This window comes from Streptomyces durhamensis (assembly GCF_000725475.1).
Taxonomy (GTDB): Bacteria; Actinomycetota; Actinomycetes; order Streptomycetales; family Streptomycetaceae; genus Streptomyces; species Streptomyces filipinensis.
Genome location: NZ_JNXR01000018.1, coordinates 281,964 through 297,352, shown reverse-complemented (window position 1 = coordinate 297,352; position 15,389 = coordinate 281,964). Strand labels below are relative to the sequence as shown.

Annotated in this window: 16 protein-coding genes; 7 read left to right on the top strand and 9 right to left on the bottom strand. The window is 71.2% G+C overall.

Annotated features, from left to right (window positions below):
• Positions 1-11: 11 nt before the first annotated feature.
• Positions 12-2,744 (bottom strand): phosphoenolpyruvate carboxylase, encoded by a 2,733-nt coding sequence (ppc, locus tag IO33_RS0127605; protein ID WP_031169772.1) that lies wholly within the window; start codon positions 2,742-2,744, stop codon positions 12-14.
• Positions 2,745-3,043: 299 nt separating this feature from the next.
• On the opposite strand from ppc, the gene IO33_RS0127600 reads away from it, so the two are divergent.
• The 3 genes from IO33_RS0127600 to IO33_RS0127590 are packed head-to-tail and all read left to right on the top strand — an operon-like array spanning position 3,044 to position 5,246.
• Positions 3,044-4,051: an acyl-CoA desaturase gene (locus tag IO33_RS0127600; RefSeq protein ID WP_031169771.1), complete on the top strand. Its 1,008-nt coding sequence runs from the start codon at positions 3,044-3,046 to the stop codon at positions 4,049-4,051.
• Entirely contained in the window at positions 4,048-4,725 is a 678-nt protein-coding gene (locus tag IO33_RS0127595; RefSeq protein WP_031169769.1) for a TetR/AcrR family transcriptional regulator, read from the top strand. The genes IO33_RS0127600 and IO33_RS0127595 overlap by 4 nt, the downstream gene beginning before the upstream one ends.
• 29 nt (positions 4,726-4,754) lie before the next feature.
• On the top strand, positions 4,755-5,246 hold the full coding sequence (locus IO33_RS0127590) for a hypothetical protein (protein WP_157857913.1): 492 nt from the start codon (positions 4,755-4,757) through the stop codon (positions 5,244-5,246).
• Here IO33_RS0127590 and IO33_RS0127585 read toward each other — a convergent pair.
• Together IO33_RS0127585 and IO33_RS0127580 are read right to left on the bottom strand one after the other, a co-directional pair.
• Positions 5,195-5,554 (bottom strand): VOC family protein, encoded by a 360-nt coding sequence (locus IO33_RS0127585; protein WP_031169765.1) that lies wholly within the window; start codon positions 5,552-5,554, stop codon positions 5,195-5,197. The two genes, IO33_RS0127590 and IO33_RS0127585, sit on opposite strands and share 52 nt — an antisense overlap.
• 2 nt (positions 5,555-5,556) lie before the next feature.
• On the bottom strand, positions 5,557-6,369 hold the full coding sequence (locus IO33_RS0127580; RefSeq protein WP_031169763.1) for a trans-aconitate 2-methyltransferase: 813 nt from the start codon (positions 6,367-6,369) through the stop codon (positions 5,557-5,559).
• 89 nt (positions 6,370-6,458) lie between these two features.
• Here IO33_RS0127580 and tamR point away from each other — a divergent pair, with 89 nt between their 5' ends.
• Positions 6,459-6,956 carry a MarR family transcriptional regulator TamR gene (gene tamR / locus IO33_RS0127575; protein ID WP_031169761.1) on the top strand — a complete coding sequence of 166 codons (498 nt, stop codon included), beginning with the start codon at positions 6,459-6,461 and terminating at the stop codon, positions 6,954-6,956.
• Here tamR and IO33_RS0127570 read toward each other — a convergent pair.
• Positions 6,915-7,682 carry a LuxR C-terminal-related transcriptional regulator gene (locus tag IO33_RS0127570; protein ID WP_031169759.1) on the bottom strand — a complete coding sequence of 256 codons (768 nt, stop codon included), beginning with the start codon at positions 7,680-7,682 and terminating at the stop codon, positions 6,915-6,917. The two genes, tamR and IO33_RS0127570, sit on opposite strands and share 42 nt — an antisense overlap.
• A gap of 298 nt (positions 7,683-7,980) precedes the next feature.
• Between IO33_RS0127570 and IO33_RS0127565 the strand changes: the two genes are divergently transcribed.
• Entirely contained in the window at positions 7,981-8,433 is a 453-nt protein-coding gene (locus IO33_RS0127565; RefSeq protein WP_031169757.1) for a GNAT family N-acetyltransferase, read from the top strand.
• Between the two features lie 6 nt (positions 8,434-8,439).
• Here the strand turns inward: IO33_RS0127565 and IO33_RS0127560 are convergent, their stop codons facing one another.
• The 4 genes from IO33_RS0127560 to galT all read right to left on the bottom strand — a co-directional run bounded on the left by IO33_RS0127560 (position 8,440) and on the right by galT (position 12,185).
• The gene (locus IO33_RS0127560; RefSeq protein WP_051926989.1) at positions 8,440-8,931 is read right to left on the bottom strand and encodes a hypothetical protein; all 492 of its coding nucleotides are present in this window, start codon (positions 8,929-8,931) and stop codon (positions 8,440-8,442) included.
• Between the two features lie 70 nt (positions 8,932-9,001).
• Positions 9,002-10,156, bottom strand: a complete 1,155-nt coding sequence (galK, locus tag IO33_RS0127555) for a galactokinase (RefSeq protein WP_031169752.1) — start codon at positions 10,154-10,156, stop codon at positions 9,002-9,004.
• Entirely contained in the window at positions 10,156-11,127 is a 972-nt protein-coding gene (gene galE, locus IO33_RS0127550; RefSeq protein ID WP_031169750.1) for a UDP-glucose 4-epimerase GalE, read from the bottom strand. The genes galK and galE overlap by 1 nt, the downstream gene beginning before the upstream one ends.
• Positions 11,124-12,185 (bottom strand): galactose-1-phosphate uridylyltransferase, encoded by a 1,062-nt coding sequence (gene galT / locus IO33_RS0127545; protein ID WP_031169748.1) that lies wholly within the window; start codon positions 12,183-12,185, stop codon positions 11,124-11,126. Before galT ends, galE begins: the two co-directional genes overlap by 4 nt.
• 180 nt (positions 12,186-12,365) lie before the next feature.
• On the opposite strand from galT, the gene IO33_RS0127540 reads away from it, so the two are divergent.
• Both IO33_RS0127540 and IO33_RS0127535 read left to right on the top strand, forming a co-directional pair.
• Positions 12,366-14,057 (top strand): sodium:solute symporter family protein, encoded by a 1,692-nt coding sequence (locus IO33_RS0127540; protein WP_031169746.1) that lies wholly within the window; start codon positions 12,366-12,368, stop codon positions 14,055-14,057.
• Positions 14,058-14,078: 21 nt separating this feature from the next.
• Positions 14,079-14,429, top strand: coding sequence for a hypothetical protein (locus IO33_RS0127535; RefSeq protein WP_031169743.1), 351 nt, complete (start codon positions 14,079-14,081; stop codon positions 14,427-14,429).
• Between the two features lie 72 nt (positions 14,430-14,501).
• Here IO33_RS0127535 and IO33_RS0127530 read toward each other — a convergent pair whose 3' ends face one another.
• Complete coding sequence (locus IO33_RS0127530; protein ID WP_031169740.1) at positions 14,502-15,185, bottom strand: helix-turn-helix transcriptional regulator; 684 nt, start codon at positions 15,183-15,185, stop codon at positions 14,502-14,504.
• Between the last annotated feature and the right edge of the window lie 204 nt (positions 15,186-15,389).

Here is a 15,389-nt window from a genome sequence, read left to right as displayed (position 1 = left end):
GTGTCAGCGGGTCAGCCGGTGTTGCGCAGGCCGGCTGCCACGCCGTTGACGGTGAGGAGCAGGGCGCGGGAGAGCAGCGGGTCGGGGTCGGTGCCCGCGGCTGCCGCGTCACGCTGGCGCTTGAGCAGGGTGACCTGGAGGTAGGAGATGGGGTCCAGGTAGGCGTCGCGGATGGCGAAGGTCTGCTTCAGGTCGGGCTGGGCGTCCAGCAGTTCCTGCTCGCCGGTGATCCGCAGGACCTCGCGGACGGTCAGCTCGTGTTCGGCCCTGATGGTGTCGAAGACGTGCCTGAGCTCGTCGGGGACGAGGGTGTCGACGTAGAGCTGGGCGATGCGCAGGTCGGTCTTCGCGAGGGTCATCTCGACGTTGGAGATGAAGTTGCGGAAGAAGTGCCACTGTTCGTGCATCTCGCCGAGCACGGTGTCCAGACCGGTCTCCCGCAGCGCCTTGAGGCCGGAGCCGACGCCGAACCAGCCGGGCACGATCTGCCGGGACTGGGTCCAGCCGAACACCCACGGGATGGCGCGCAGACCGTCGAGCGAGACGCCCGAGCCGGGGCGGCGGGAGGGCCGCGAGCCCAGGTGCAGCTCGGCGAGCTGGTCGACGGGCGTGGAGGCGAGGAAGTACGTCGGCAGGTCGGGGTCCTCGACCAGGCGGCGGTAGGCGGCGTGGGCGGCGTCGGAGACGACGTCCATGGCGGCGTCCCAGCGGGCCAGGGCCTCGTCGGACTGACGGGGGGCGGTGTGCAGGGCGGAGGCCTGCAGGGTGGCCGCGACGGTCAGTTCCAGGTTCTCCCGGGCGAGGGAGGGGATGAGGTACTTGTCGGAGATGACCTCGCCCTGCTCGGTGACCTTGATCTCGCCCTCCAGGGTGCCCCAGGGCTGGGCGAGGATGGCGTCGTGGGAGGGGCCGCCGCCGCGGCCGACGGTGCCGCCGCGGCCGTGGAAGAGGCGCAGGCGGACGCCGTAGCGGTGGGCGACGTCGCGCAGGCGGCGCTGGGCGCGGTGGATCTCCCACTGGCTGGTGGTGATGCCGCCGAACTTGGAGGAGTCGGAGTAGCCGAGCATGACCTCCTGGACGTCGCCGCGCAGCGCGACCAGGCGCCGGTAGGACGGGTCGGAGAGCATGTCCTCCAGGATGGTGTCGGCGGCCTTCAGCTCGTCGGTGGTCTCCAGGAGGGGGACGATGCCGATCTTCGCCCAGCCGGCGTGCAGGTCGACGAGGCCGGCCTCGCGGGCGAGGACGGCGGCGGCGAAGACGTCGTCGGCGCCCTGGCACATGGAGATGATGTAGGACTCGACGACCTCGGGGCCGAAGACCTCGAGGGCCTTCTTGACGGTCTGGAAGACGCCGAGGGTCTTGGCGCCGGCCGCGTCGACGGGCGCCGGGCTGGGGGCGAGCGGCCTTCGGGAGCGCAGTTCCTTCGCGAGGAGCTTGGCGCGGTACTCGCGGGGCATGTCGGCGTAGCGCCAGGACTCCTCGCCGAGGCGGTCGAAGAGCTGACCGAGGGCGTGGTGGTGGGCGTCGGCGTGTTCGCGGACGTCCATCGTGGCGAGCTGGAGGCCGAAGGCGGCGAGGGTGCGGATGGTGCGGGCCAGGCGGCCGTCGGCGAGCAGGCCGCCGCGGTGTTCGCGCAGCGAGGCCTGGATGATCCGCAGGTCGTTCAGCAGCTCGCTGGTGCCGAGGTAGTCGCGGCCTTCTTCGTGCGCGGTGCCCTTGGCCAGGCGCTGCTTGGTGTTCTCCAGCTTCTGCCGGATGCAGGTGGCCTTGAGCCGGTAGGGCTCCTCGGCGTTGAGGCGCTTGTAGCGGGGGCTGATCTCGGGGAGCAGTTCCAGGTCCGCGCGCAGCGACTCCAGGAGCTCTTCGGTGGCGCCGGTGTAGCGGATGGAGTTGGAGAGCAGTCCGCGCAGCTCGTCGATCATCTCCAGGGCGTCGTTGATGCCGTGTTCGTGCTGGAGGATGAGGACGTCCCAGGTGACCTGGGGGGTGACGTTGGGGTTGCCGTCGCGGTCGCCGCCGATCCAGGTGCCGAACGTCAGCGGCCGCGTGTCGTCGGGCAGCCGTACGCCCACCCGCTCCAGCTCCGCCGTCAGGTCCTCAAGGACGTCGCCGACGGCGCCCGCGTGCAGCTCGTCGAGGTAGTAGATGGCGTTGCGGGCCTCGTCGGCGGGCTCGGGGCGGACGACGCGCAGTTCGTCGGTCTGCCACACCAGGTCGATGTTCTCGGCCAGGCGGACGTCGAGGCGGCGCCGGTCGGAGCCCTGGACGGGGGTCTCCAGGAGCGCGGCGATGCGCCGGAGCTTGTTGAGGACCGAGCGGCGCGCGGCCTCGGTGGGGTGTGCCGTGAACACCGGGCGGACGTTGAGGTTCTGGACGGTCTGCCTGAGGTGCTCGGGGTCGGCGTCCTTGAGCCGGTCGGCGGTGCGGGCCAGCAGGCCGCCCTCGGCGGCGCGCCGGGTGCGCAGTTCACGGCCTCGGTGCACCTGTTCGGTGACGTTGGCGAGGTGGAAGTACGTGGAGAAGGCGCGCACCAGCTTGGCCGCCGTCTCCAGTTCGGTGCCGCGCAGCAGCTCGGCGGCGGCCTCGCCGTCCTCGCGGGTGAGGCGGCGGACCTTCTCGACCAGGTCGAGGAGCTCGGGGCCCTCCTGCCGGACGAGTGTCTCGCCCAGGAGATCACCCAGCCGGCGGATGTCGGCGCGCAGCTCGCTGCTGGTCGTGGTGGTCTGGTCGTCGGCACTGCTCACAGGTGCGGCTCCTTGCAGTGTTGAAGCTCGTCTGGGAGGGAACCCGGCCGGCTACCAGGCGGCGAGCGCCGCATACGGGCCGGAGTGTCCGGGAAGGAAACTTCAGCGGACCGCGCTGTCCGACCGAGTCCAAGGATAGGTGTCCATGTGGACGCGCTGGCCGTGGGGCTCTTGCCGCCGCATGACACGCTGCCATACTTACGAAGCCGTAGGTTACGGAACCGTAGGGACGTGCCGTCCACTCCCGTCCGGTCCCGGCCCGGCATCTGCCTCGACACTCGACCCCACAGGGGACGCGCATGACCTCAAGTTCCGATGTGATCGAAGAAGCCCGTAAGGCCAACGACACTCTCACTCCCTCCGCCACGCTGGGTGGCGAGCAGAAGCGTTCGATCGAGCAGATCACGCTGCTTTTGTTCATCACCGTGCCGTTCCTGGCGCTCGTGGCGGCTGTGCCGCTGGCCTGGGGCTGGGGGGTGAGCTGGCTCGATCTGGGCCTGCTGGTGTTCTTCTACTACCTGGGCTGCCATGGCATCACGATCGGTTTCCACCGGTACTTCACCCATGGTTCGTTCAAGGCGAAGCGGCCGCTGCGGATCGCGCTCGCGATCATGGGCTCGCTGGCGGTCGAGGGCCCGCTGGTGCGCTGGGTGGCCGATCACCGCAAGCACCACAAGTTCTCCGACGCGGAGGGTGACCCGCACTCCCCGTGGCGGTTCGGGGAGACGCTTCCGGCGCTGATGAAGGGCCTGTGGTGGGCGCACATCGGCTGGATGTTCGACGAGGAGCAGACGCCGCAGGACAAGTACGCGCCGGATCTGATCAAGGACCCGGCGCTGCGGGCGATCTCCCGCCAGTTCGTCCTGTGGACGCTCGTGTCCCTGCTGGCGCCGCCGCTGGTCGGCGGACTGGTGACGATGTCCTGGTGGGGCGCGTTCACCGCGTTCTTCTGGGGGTCACTCGTCCGGGTGGCGCTGCTGCACCATGTGACGTGGTCGATCAACTCGATCTGCCACGCGGTGGGCAAGCGGCCGTTCAAGTCGCGGGACCGTTCGGGCAACGTGTGGTGGCTGGCGGTGCTGTCCTGCGGTGAGTCCTGGCACAACCTGCACCACGCCGACCCGACCTCGGCGCGGCACGGGGTGATGCGCGGCCAGATCGACTCCTCGGCCCGGATCATCCGCTGGTTCGAACTGCTCGGCTGGGCGTACGACGTGCGCTGGCCGTCACGCTCACGTATCGATTCGCGCCGGAACTCCGGCCAGGACGGCTCCCGGCGCCGGAAGGAGACCGCGAAGGCGGCATGATTGACGCCGTGGCGACCGACTCCAGCAGCACCTCCAGCAACGACAAACCGCGGCGGACCCGGCGGACCCGTATGACCGGTGCCGAGCGCCGCCAGCAGCTGCTGGAGATCGGTCGCACCCTCTTCGCCACGAAGGGTTTCGAGGGCACCTCGGTGGAGGAGATCGCGGCCAAGGCCGGCGTGTCCAAACCGGTGGTGTACGAGCACTTCGGCGGCAAGGAGGGCCTGTACGCGGTGGTGGTCGACCGCGAGATGCGGCGGCTGCTGGACATGGTGACCGGCTCGCTGACGGCCGGCCATCCCCGGGAGCTGTGCGAGCAGGCGGCGTTTGCGCTGCTCGACTACATCGAGGAGTACACGGACGGCTTCCGCATCCTGGTCCGCGACTCCCCCATCCCGCAGTCCACGGGCTCCTTCGCCTCGCTGATCTCCGACATCGCCACCCAGGTGGAGGACATCCTGGGCCGTGAGTTCAAGTCCCGGGGCTTCGATCCGAAGCTGGCGCCGCTGTACGCGCAGGCGCTGGTCGGCATGGTGGCCCTGACGGGTCAGTGGTGGCTGGACGTGCGCCGCCCGAAGAAGGCGGAGGTCGCGGCGCATCTGGTGAACCTCGCGTGGCACGGTCTGGACGGGCTGGAGCAGAAGCCGCGGCTGATAGGGCACCGCAAGTCATAGGCGCCTGGGCCGCGGCGTACGATCACGCGGTGGCTTGGCAGCGCAGGGTCCGTACGAGACGGCAGCAGGCGTGGGGGACGGCCGTGTGCGGTGTCGTCGCCGCGGGCCTGTTCGCTCTCACCGGCTACCTGGCCGACTCGGCGATGGGGCACCTGGGGCTGATGGGGCATCCGCTGGCCCTGCGGCCGACGCACTGCTGGACGACCGGGCCGTCCACCACGTCGCGCGGCGGCTCCACCGGCAGCGACTGGGACTGCACGGGGCCGGCGGCCTCCGGCGGCAGGACGCACCGGATCACGGCGACCGGCTTCACCTCCTATCCGGTGTCCATGCCGGTGCGGGTGGCCCAGGAGCCCTGGGGGACCTGGGTCCCGGTGGACCAGGGCGGCTGGAACAAGGCGGGCCGCGCGCTCTCGCCGCTGCTCCCCCTCGTGATCGCGGTGACGTTCGCCCGGTGGACGCTGATCAGCTACCGGGGCTGGAGGAACTCCAGGCGGTTGCCGACCGGGTCCTCGGAGTAGAAGCGCAGGTGGCCGGGGAGGTTGTCGTCCCAGGTCACCGGGGCGCCCTTCGCGCTCAGCCGGGCCGCGTACGCCTCGATCCGGGTGACCCGCAGCCCCGGGTGGGCCTTCTTCGCGGGACGGAAGGCGTCCTCGACGCCCAGGTGGAGCCGCACCGTCCCGGCCTGGAACCAGCAGCCGCCGCGCGCCGCGAGCGCCGGCGGCTTGGGGATCTCCGTCATCCCGAGGACGCCGGCGTAGTACGCGCGCAGCTCGTCCTCCGATCCGGGCGGGGCGGCCAGCTGCACGTGATCGACCGCGAGGAGCATCGTCAGGCCTCCTTCACGGCGACGGCGAACAGCCGGCGGAAGGGCAGGACGGTGCCGTACGGGGCGCTCGGGTAGGCCTGCCGCAGCAGGTCCCGGTACTCGCCGAGGAACGCGTCCCTGGCCTCGGGGTCGTCGGCGAGCGCGGTCAGGGCGGGCCGCAGTCCGGTGCCCTTCACCCAGTCCAGGACCGGGTCCTCGCCGGTGAGGACGTGGAAGTACGTCGTCTGCCACACGTCGGCGGCGCAGCCGAGGCGGGCGAGGCGGTCCAGATAGGCGCCGGGGGTGTGCACGGAGTCGGTGCGGCGCAGGACGCCGGCGAGGCGGCCCTTCCAGCGGGGGGTGCCGGCGAGTTCGCGCATCAGGGCGTGCAGCGGCGCGTCGACGTTGTCGGGGACCTGGAAGGCGAGGGCGCCGCCGGGGCGCAGGCCGGTGATCCAGTCGCCGAAGCGCTCGGCGTGGCCCGGCACCCACTGGAGGGTCGCGTTGGAGACGATCAGGTCGCAGGGCTCCTCGGGCGTCCAGGTACGGGCGTCGGCGCGAGCGAAGTCCAGGTGGCCCCCGCCGGGCGTCGGTCCCTCGTGGCCGGTGTGGGCCGCGTCGAGCATCTCGGGCGAGTTGTCGTAGCCGGTGACGTGGGCGGTGGGCCAGCGCTGGGTGAGCAGGACGGTGACGTTGCCGGGGCCGCAGCCGAGGTCGGCGATGCGGGGCGCCGGTGCGGGCAGGTCGGGGACGCGGGCGAGGAGGTCGGTGAAGGGGCGGGCCCGGTGACCGGCGTGCCGCAGGTACTGGCCGGGGTCCCAGAAAGGAGTCGTCATACCCGTCACTCTCCCCGGCACTATATCTTGATGTCAAGAGACTCGATCTCAAGAGACTTCATGTCGACACAACCACTACACTGATCTCCATGGAGGACGAGGTCGATCGGCTGGTCGCAGCGTGGCGCCGGGAACGTCCGGACCTCGACGTGGAGCCGCTGGAAGTGCTCAGCCGGGTGAGCCGGCTCGCCCGGCATCTGGACCGTGCGCGCAGGCTCGCCTTCGCCGAACACCAGCTGGAGCCCTGGGAGTTCGATGTGCTGACCGCGCTCCGGCGCGCGGGCACGCCGTACCAGCTCTCCCCCGGCCAGCTGCTGACCCAGACCCTCGTCACCTCGGGCACGATGACCAACCGCATCGACCGGCTGGCCAAGAAGGGCCTGGTGGAGCGGCTGCCCGACCCGAGCGACCGGCGCGGTGTGCTGGTGCGGCTGACCGACACCGGCCGGGACCGCGCGGACCAGGCGCTCGCGGGCCTGCTGGAGCAGGAGCGGGCGATCCTCGGCGAGCTGTCCCGCGCCCAGCGCGCGGAGCTGGCCGGTCTGCTACGCCAGCTGACCGCCCCGTTCGACAACATCCCCGGCTAGGTCGGCCGGGCCGACGCCGGCACGGCGGGCGAGTGCCACGGCGGCCAGCGTGGAGTGGACGCCGAGTTTGCCGAGGACGTTCTGCATATGGGTGCGCACGGTGTGCGGGGAGAGGAACAGCCGCTCGGCGACGGCCTTCCTGCCCAGCCCCGCGACCATGCAGCGCAGCACCTCCCGCTCGCGCGGGGTGAGCGACTCCACCAGCCGCTCGCTCTCGCTGCGGTGCCGGCGGGCCGCGGTCAGTTCCCGCAGTACGCCCGTGAGCAGGGCGGGCGGCAGATGGGTCTCGTCGCGCAGCACGCCCCGGATCACCGTCAGCAGCCGGGACAGCGAGCAGTCCTTGGCGACCCAGCCCGAGGCGCCGGCCTGCAGCGCGAGCGCCGCCCGCCGGGGATCGTCCTTCTCGGCGAGCACGACGATCCGCACCGCGGGCTGGGCGGTGCGCACGCCCGCGACCAGCGAGATCCCGTCGACCAGCCCCTCCTCGTCGCCCTCCTGCACGGGCACGGCGGGCCGGGTGCCGGGGACGTTGCCGCCCAGGTCGGCGTCGACGAGGAGGACGTCGTAGCGGCGGCCCTCACCGGCCGCCCGCTCCAGGCAGCGCAGCGCGGCGGGGCCGCTGCCGGCGGCGAAGACGTCGACGTCGGGCTCGGCGGCCAGGGCGGCGGCGAGCGACTCGGCGAAGATGCGGTGGTCGTCGACGACCAGGACTCGGATACGAACCACGTAACCCCCTTCCCCAGGCTCCGCGCGGAGCAGGGGACAACCAAGGTCCGGAAAAGGGCCCGGCCGCCAGCAGCCGGTCCGCAAGGGAGAACGACGACCGCGCGGGTACGACACCCCACGGGAAGGACGCGCGCCGCACGGCCGCCGCCGTCGCGGAAACTGCTACCCCCACCGCGGGTGCCGTACCCGCCTGTCTCGCCCCCTGATCGGCACCGGCCCCCACCGGTGCTGTTCCTCAGAGTACGGATGGGAGCACGCTGCGGAAGGGGATTTACAGAACTGGCCGTCTGGCGCGTTTATGGTGTGCCGCATGTTTCGTATTGAGGCGGAAGTCGACAAAGTCCGACGTGATCTGCTCCGCTCGCGGCTGCGGGACACCAACACGGCGGCGTCCCCCGTACTGGCGGCCCTGCGCGGCACCCCCGGCGAACGCGACGTCCCCCTCCACGTCTGGGCGCTGGACTCCTCGGGCGAGCTGGCCGGCGGCCTGGTCGGCCACACCTGGGCGACCTGGCTGCACATCACCTACCTGTGGGTCGACGCCGTGCACCGCGGCACCGGACTGGGCTCACGTCTGCTCGCCGAGGCCGAGCGCATCGCCGCCGGCCGCGGCTGCACGGCCTCCCGCCTGGAGACCTGGGACTTCCAGGCCCCCGCGTTCTACCGGAAGCAGGGCTACGAGGTGGTGGGCGTGATCCCCGACTATCCGCCGGGGATCACGGAGTACACGCTGACGAAGCGGCTGGTCTGACGGGGGTCAGCGCGGGCTTCGAGCACGGGAGGGGCCCTGCGGAGGCGGAGGCGGGGGCGGGGGCGGACAGGACGGCCGGGGCGGGATCCGCGGCCGGGGCGCGCCCACCGGTGGCGGGGGCTGGGGTTCCAGCGAGCGCAGCGGGCGGGGCTGCGGCGGCCGGGGCGTCAGGGGCGGCGCCGGAGCGGGAGGTGGCGGCGGGGGCGGCGGCGGCTCGTCGTCCGCCAGCACCGGGCCACCCGCCCGCAGCCGCTCGATGGTCCGCTCCGCCCGGCGGCGGGCCCGCGGGTCGTCGTCGCGCCGGAAGAGCAGCCGCACGGTGACGGGGCCGCGGTAGCCGAGCAGCACAGCGCTCGGGCCGCGCAGCTGCTCGGCCAGGACCAGCCGGTACCCGAGCGCGTGCGCGATCCGCTCGGCCAGTGCCCTGCGCCCCGTGCCGAGCCGGAGTTCGACCTGACCCCGGCCGTCGAAGCGGGACCGTATCTCGTCGGCCTGCATCCGCCGCGCCTCCCGTGAAAGAGCGTCAGCCCCCCCACCCGCGTGCGGGGCTGATGACGGTAGCGCACGATCAGACCAACCGCCGCGCCCCCGCCGACGGCACCGCCTCGAAGACACGCGGGGCCGTGCGGCCCGCCGCCGCGAAGGCCTCCTCGACCGCCTTGGTGAGGGTGTCGACGTCCGCGGCCTCCGCCAGGACGATCGCCGAGCCGCCGAAGCCGCCCCCCGTCATCCGGGCGCCGAGCGCGCCGGCGGACAGGGCCGTGTCCACCACCAGGTCCAGTTCGGGGCAGGAGACGCGGAAGTCGTCGCGCAGCGAGGCGTGGCCCTCGGTCAGGACGGGGCCGATGGAGCGGGTGTCGCCGGCGCGCAGGAGGGCCACCGTCCGCTCGACCCGCTCGTCCTCCGTCACGACGTGCCGGACCAGGCGGCGTACCTCCTCCTCGTCGCCGAGCCGGGCCAGCGCCGCGTCCAGGCCTGCGTACGGGATGTCCCGCAGCGCGTCGACGCCGAGCAGGGCGGCGCCCTTCTCGCAGCCCGCGCGGCGCTTGCCGTACTCGCCGCCGCTGTGGGCGTGCTTGACCCGGGTGTCCACGACGAGCAGGCGCAGGCCCTCGGCCGCGAGGTCGAAGGGGATCTGCTGCTGGGACAGGTCACGGGTGTCCAGGAACAGCGCGTGCCCCTGCTCGCAGCAGGCCGACGCCGTCTGGTCCATGATGCCGGTCGGCGCGCCGACGTAGACGTTCTCGGCGCGCTGGCACAGCCGGGCGAGCTTCCAGCCGGGCAGGCCCAGTCCGTACAGGTCGTCGAGCGCGAGCGCGATGACCACCTCCAGGGCCGCCGACGACGACAGGCCCGCGCCCGTCGGGACCGTCGAGGACAGGTGGACGTCCGCGCCGGTCACGGCGTGGCCCGCCTCGCGCAGCGCCCAGACCACGCCCGCCGGGTACGCCGTCCAGTCCGTGTCGCGGCCGGGCTCCAGGGCGTCCGGCGGCAGTCCCACCACGCCGCCCTCGATGTCCGACGAGTGCAGGCGCAGGATCCCGTCGGTGCGGCGGGAGACCGCCGCGATCGCCTGGTGCGGCAGCGCGAACGGCATCACGAAGCCGTCGTTGTAGTCGGTGTGCTCGCCGATCAGGTTGACCCGGCCCGGGGCCGCCCACACCCCCTCCGGCTCCGCGCCGTACAGCTCGGTGAAGCGCTCCGCGACCTGCTGTGCCCCCACTAGTGCTCCCTTGCAGACTGCTCGATGCCCTGTGCGAACTCCCACGCGTCCGCGACGATGCCCGCGAGAGACGCGCGGGAGGGGTTCCAGCCCAGTTTCTCGCGGGCGGTGTCCGCCGAGGCGACCAGCACCGCGGGGTCGCCGCCCCGGCGCGGGGCGATCACCTCGGGGATCGGGTGGCCGGTGACCTCGCGGGCGGTCTCGATGACCTCGCGGACGGAGAAGCCGTTGCCGTTGCCGAGGTTGCAGATCAGGTGCTCGCCGGGGCGGGCGGCCGCGAGGGCCAGCAGGTGGGCCTCGGCGAGGTCCGCGACGTGGATGTAGTCGCGCACGCAGGTGCCGTCCGGGGTGGGGTAGTCGTCGCCGTAGACGGAGATCGCGTCGCGGCGGCCCTGGGCGACCTGGAGGACCAGCGGGATGAGGTGGGACTCGGGGTCGTGGCGCTCCCCCTGGGCGCCGTAGGCGCCGGCCACGTTGAAGTAGCGCAGGGACACGGCCGCCAGGCCGTGGGCGTTCGCCTCGCTGGTGATCATGTGGTCGACGGCCAGCTTGGAGGCGCCGTAGGGGTTGGTCGGCCGGGTCGGCGCGCTCTCCTCGATCGGGACCTGCTCCGGCTCGCCGTAGGTCGCCGCCGTGGAGGAGAAGACGAGCGTGCGCACGCCCGTGTCGCGCATCGCGCCGAGCAGCGCCATGGAGCCGGCGACGTTGTTGTCCCAGTACTTCTCCGGCTTCACCACCGACTCGCCGACCTGCGAGAACGCGGCGAAGTGCAGCACTCCGTCGTAGGAGGGGTCGAGCCACTTGGCGGCGTCGCGGATGTCGCCCTCGATGAACGCGGCGCCCGCCGGCACGCCCTCGCGGAAGCCGGTGGAGAGGTTGTCGAGGACGGTGACCTCGTGGCCGGCCTCCAGCAGGTGCTGGGCCACGACACTGCCGACGTAACCCGCGCCACCCGTCACCAGGTACTTCATGAACTCGCTACCTCTCGCAGTCGCTCGGCCGCGCGCTCCGGCGGCACATCGTTGATGAACACGCTCATGCCGGACTCGGAACCCGCGAGAAACTTCAGCTTGCCGGAAGTGCGGCGGATGGTGAAAAGCTCGAGGTGGAGCGCGAAGTCGTCGCGCGTCACGCCGTCGAACTCCTCCAGCGCGCCGAACGGTGCCTGGTGCCAGGCCGCGATGTACGGCGTCGGAGGCTCACCGGTGCCGAAGATCCGGTCGAAGCGCCTCAAGAGTTCCAGATAGACCTGGGGGAATTCTGTGCGTGCCGCCTCGTCCAGCGCGAGCAGGTCGGGGACGCGCCGCTTCGGGTACAGGTGGACCTCGTACGGCCAGTGCGCCGCGTACGGCACGAACGCGACCCAGTGTTCACCCTCAAGGACGACCCGTTCCCCGGTCAGTTCCCGCTCCACGACGGCGTCGAAGAGGTTCTCGCCGCCGGTGGCCTCTTTGTGCGCGGCGAGCGAGCGGAGCATCAGCGCGGTGCGCGGGGTGGTGAAGGGGTAGGCGTAGATCTGCCCGTGCGGGTGGCCCAGCGTCACACCGATCTCGGCACCGCGGTTCTCGAAACAGAAGACCTGCTCGACGGCGGGCAGGTGCGACAGCTCCGACGTGCGGTCCGTCCACGCGTCGAGCACCAGGCGCGCCTGCTCGGCGGTCAGGTCCGCGAAGGAGGCGTCGTGGTCGGACGTGAAGCAGACGACCTCGCAGCGGCCGGAGTCGCCGGCGAGGGAGGGGAAACGGTTCTCGAAGACGACGACGTCGTACGACGAGTCCGGGATCTCGCTGAGCCGGTCGCCCCGCGTGGGGCACAGGGGGCACTCGTCGGCCGGCGGATGGTAGGTGCGGCCCTGCCGGTGGGAGGCGACCGCGACCGAGTCGCCGAGCAGCAGGTCACGGCGGATCTCGGAGGTCGTGACCGTACGGTCCAGCGGTCGTCGGTCGGCGGCGTCGCGCACGGCGTCGTCCCGCAGGTCGTAGTAGATCAGCTCACGACCGTCGGCCAGCCGTGTCGAGGTCTTCTTCAACGCCGGACTCCTCTACGTCCCGCACCCAATCACTCAACACAATCAAACATAACAGACCACAACCTCACAACCTCGGGCTTCATCACAATCAAACAAAGAACACCAACAGAAGTGTTCAATATCTGAACGCGGAGACGTAGGTTCCGCTCTGGATCAGTTCGCGCAACGAAGCGAGTTCTCATGCAAACCCCCACAGACAGCCCCGTGTATCTGGCGGCGCAACTACGGCTCCCCACCAACTGGCTGGACTACACGATCCTGGCGATCTACTTCGTCGTCGTCCTGGGCATCGGCTTCGCGGCCCGCCGCTCGGTGAAGACCAGCCTCGACTTCTTCCTCTCCGGGCGCTCGCTGCCCGCCTGGATCACCGGCCTCGCCTTCATCTCGGCGAACCTGGCGGCCACCGAGATCCTGGGCATGGCCGCGAACAGCGCCCAGTACGGCGCCTACACCGTGCACTGGTACTGGATCGGCGCCATCCCCGCCATGGTCTTCCTGGGCCTGGTGATGATGCCGTTCTACTACGGCAGCAAGGTCCGCTCGGTCCCCGAGTTCCTGCTGCTGCGCTTCGACCGGGCCGCCCACCTGCTCAGTTCGATCCTGTTCGCGTTCGCCGCCATCCTGATCGCGGGCGTCAACCTCTACGCCCTCGCGATCGTCGTCGAGGCGCTGCTGGGCTGGCCGCAGTGGGTCGCGATCGTGGTGGCCGGCGCGTTCGTGCTGGCGTACATCACCCTGGGCGGTCTGTCCTCGGCGATCTACAACGAGGTACTGCAGTTCTTCGTGATCCTGGCCGCCCTCATCCCGATCACCATCCTCGGCCTGAAGAAGGTCGGCGGCTGGAACGGACTCACCCACAAGCTCACCGCAACGCACGGCGCCGACTTCACCACGGCCTGGGGCGGCACCGGCATCGGTCATGCCAACCCGCTCGGCGCCAACTGGCTGACCATCGTCCTCGGCCTCGGCTTCGTGCTCTCCTTCGGCTACTGGACCACCAACTTCGCCGAGGTGCAGCGCGCCCTGTCCGCCAAGAACCTCTCCGCGGGGCAGCGGACCCCGCTGATCGCCGCCTACCCCAAGATCTTCATCGTCTTCCTGGTGATGATCCCTGGCCTGGTCGCCGCCGCGATCGTCCCGAAGTTCGGCACCCCGGCCTCCGGCTACCAGTACAACGACGCCATCCCGTACCTGATGCAGGAGCTGCTGCCCAACGGTGTGCTCGGCATCGCCGTCACCGGTCTGCTGGCGGCCTTCATGGCGGGCATGGCGGCCAACGTGTCGTCCTTCAACACGGTGTTCACCAACGACATCTGGGCGAAGTACGTGGTGCGGGGCCGCGAGGACGCGTACTACGTGCGCTTCGGCCGCCTGATCACCGTGATCGGCGTGTTCGCCTCGATCGGCACGGCGTTCCTGGCGTCCTCGTTCTCGAACATCATGAGCTATCTGCAGACGCTGTTCTCCTTCTTCAACGTGCCGATGTTCGTCGTCTTCATCGTCGGCATGTTCTGGAAGCGCGCCTCCGCCAAGTCCGGCTTCTGGGGCCTGCTCGCCGGTACGACCGCGGCGATGATCAACTACTTCGTGTTCTACAAGAAGGGCATCATCTCCCTGCCCTCCGACCAGGGCGCCAACTTCGTCTCCGCGATCGCGGGCTTCGTCGCCGGCGCGGTCGTGATGATCGCCGTGTCCCTGTTCACCCAGCCGAAGCCGGCCCAGGAACTGCAGGGGCTGGTCTACGGCACCCGCTCCCCCGGCATGTCCGAACCGCCCGCCGCCGGCGACGACGCCTGGTACCGCAGGCCGGCCCTGCTGGGCTGGGGCGCGGTCGTGCTGGCCGCCGCCTGCTACGTCCCGTTCTCGTTCTGACGCGGGAGGATCGAGGAAACCATGAGCGACAACGCGCACCCCGACCGCGAGCACAAGGGCCACGAGCCCTTCCACTACAGCGAGGAGGACGTCCAGCGGGAGGTCACCGAGCTGGAGGGCAAGTCCGCGACCGCGACCCGCATCTTCGACCTGCGCCGCATCATCGGCGGCCTGTTCGTCGTGTACGGCGTCATCGTCACGATCACCGGGATCACCGACTCCCGGTCCGCCATCGACAAGGCCCAGGGCGTCAACATCAACCTGTGGACCGGGATCGGCATGCTCCTGCTGGGCATCTTCTTCCTGGCCTGGCTGAAGCTTCGGCCTGCGGCGCCTCGGCAGCTTCCTCCGGAGGGTTCGCCGGGGGAGTGAACGCCGGTCAGGGGGCGGTTCCGCCGTGGAACTGCGGGCCGTCCCCGACCGCGGGCCCACCGGACGGGTGGGCTAGTCCGGGCCGGGGTTCAGCGGGCCCGCCCGGTCCAGCAGGCCTGTCCGCGCGGCCAGTGCCGCCGCCTCCAGCCGCGACCCCACCCCCAGCTTCATCAGCACCCGCTGCACATGCGTCCGCGCCGTACTCGGCGCGATCCCCATCCCGGCGGCGATCAGCCGCGTGTCCTCCCCGTCGGCCACCCGCACCAGCACCTCCACCTCCCGCGGCGTCAGCACCGACAGCAGCCGCTGGGCCTCGTCGTCGGGCTGCGCGGCGGGATTGAGCAGTTCCCCGAACGCCCCCTGCAGCAGCTGCGGAGCCACCGCCGCCTCCCCCGAGCGCGCCTTCATGATCGCCCGCTCGACACCCTCGATCCGCTCGTCGTGCCGCACGTACCCGGACGCCCCGGACGCGAAGGCCGCCGCGATCCCGCGCGGCGACGGCACCGGGCCGAGCACCAGCACCGCCACCTGCGGCCGCTCCCGCTTGATCTTCACCACCGGGTCGAACACACCCGGCTCGGCCGGCGCCGCCGTACCCAGCAGGCACACCTCCGGCGCCCGCGCGATCACCAGGTCCGCCGCGCCCGCGGCCGGTGCCGCCGCGGCGAGCACCCGGTGCCCACGCAGCTTGAGCGCCGACGCCAGCGCTTCCGCGAGCAGGCGATGGTCGTCCACGACCATGAGCCGCACTCCCATAGAGCAACCCCCCAGTCCCCCCCATGGATGCCCCACTATGGACGCCCACCGGTCCGCAAGGACAGAGGGCCCCCCGGCACCTCCGCCCTCCATATGCCCCCGGAAGCTACACGCTTGTTCGACGTCGCGCTGCCCCTCTTGATGAGAAGTGCCCCGGATCGATGAAATCCGGGGCACTTCTTGGTAAGTCACCCATTCGGGCGA

Bases quoted from the DNA above. Each gene is read 5' to 3' on its own strand.
- IO33_RS0127600 (WP_031169771.1), top strand. From the start codon at position 3,044: ATGACCTCAAGTTCCGATGTGATCGAAGAAGCCCGTAAGGCCAACGAC.
- IO33_RS0127595 (WP_031169769.1), top strand. From the start codon at position 4,048: ATGATTGACGCCGTGGCGACCGACTCCAGCAGCACCTCCAGCAACGAC.
- IO33_RS0127585 (WP_031169765.1), bottom strand. From the start codon at position 5,554: ATGCTCCTCGCGGTCGATCACGTGCAGCTGGCCGCCCCGCCCGGATCG.
- IO33_RS0127580 (WP_031169763.1), bottom strand. From the start codon at position 6,369: ATGACGACTCCTTTCTGGGACCCCGGCCAGTACCTGCGGCACGCCGGT.
- tamR (WP_031169761.1), top strand. From the start codon at position 6,459: ATGGAGGACGAGGTCGATCGGCTGGTCGCAGCGTGGCGCCGGGAACGT.
- IO33_RS0127565 (WP_031169757.1), top strand. From the start codon at position 7,981: ATGGTGTGCCGCATGTTTCGTATTGAGGCGGAAGTCGACAAAGTCCGA.
- IO33_RS0127560 (WP_051926989.1), bottom strand. From the start codon at position 8,931: ATGCAGGCCGACGAGATACGGTCCCGCTTCGACGGCCGGGGTCAGGTC.
- galE (WP_031169750.1), bottom strand. From the start codon at position 11,127: ATGAAGTACCTGGTGACGGGTGGCGCGGGTTACGTCGGCAGTGTCGTG.
- IO33_RS0127540 (WP_031169746.1), top strand. From the start codon at position 12,366: ATGCAAACCCCCACAGACAGCCCCGTGTATCTGGCGGCGCAACTACGG.
- IO33_RS0127535 (WP_031169743.1), top strand. From the start codon at position 14,079: ATGAGCGACAACGCGCACCCCGACCGCGAGCACAAGGGCCACGAGCCC.
- IO33_RS0127530 (WP_031169740.1), bottom strand. From the start codon at position 15,185: ATGGGAGTGCGGCTCATGGTCGTGGACGACCATCGCCTGCTCGCGGAA.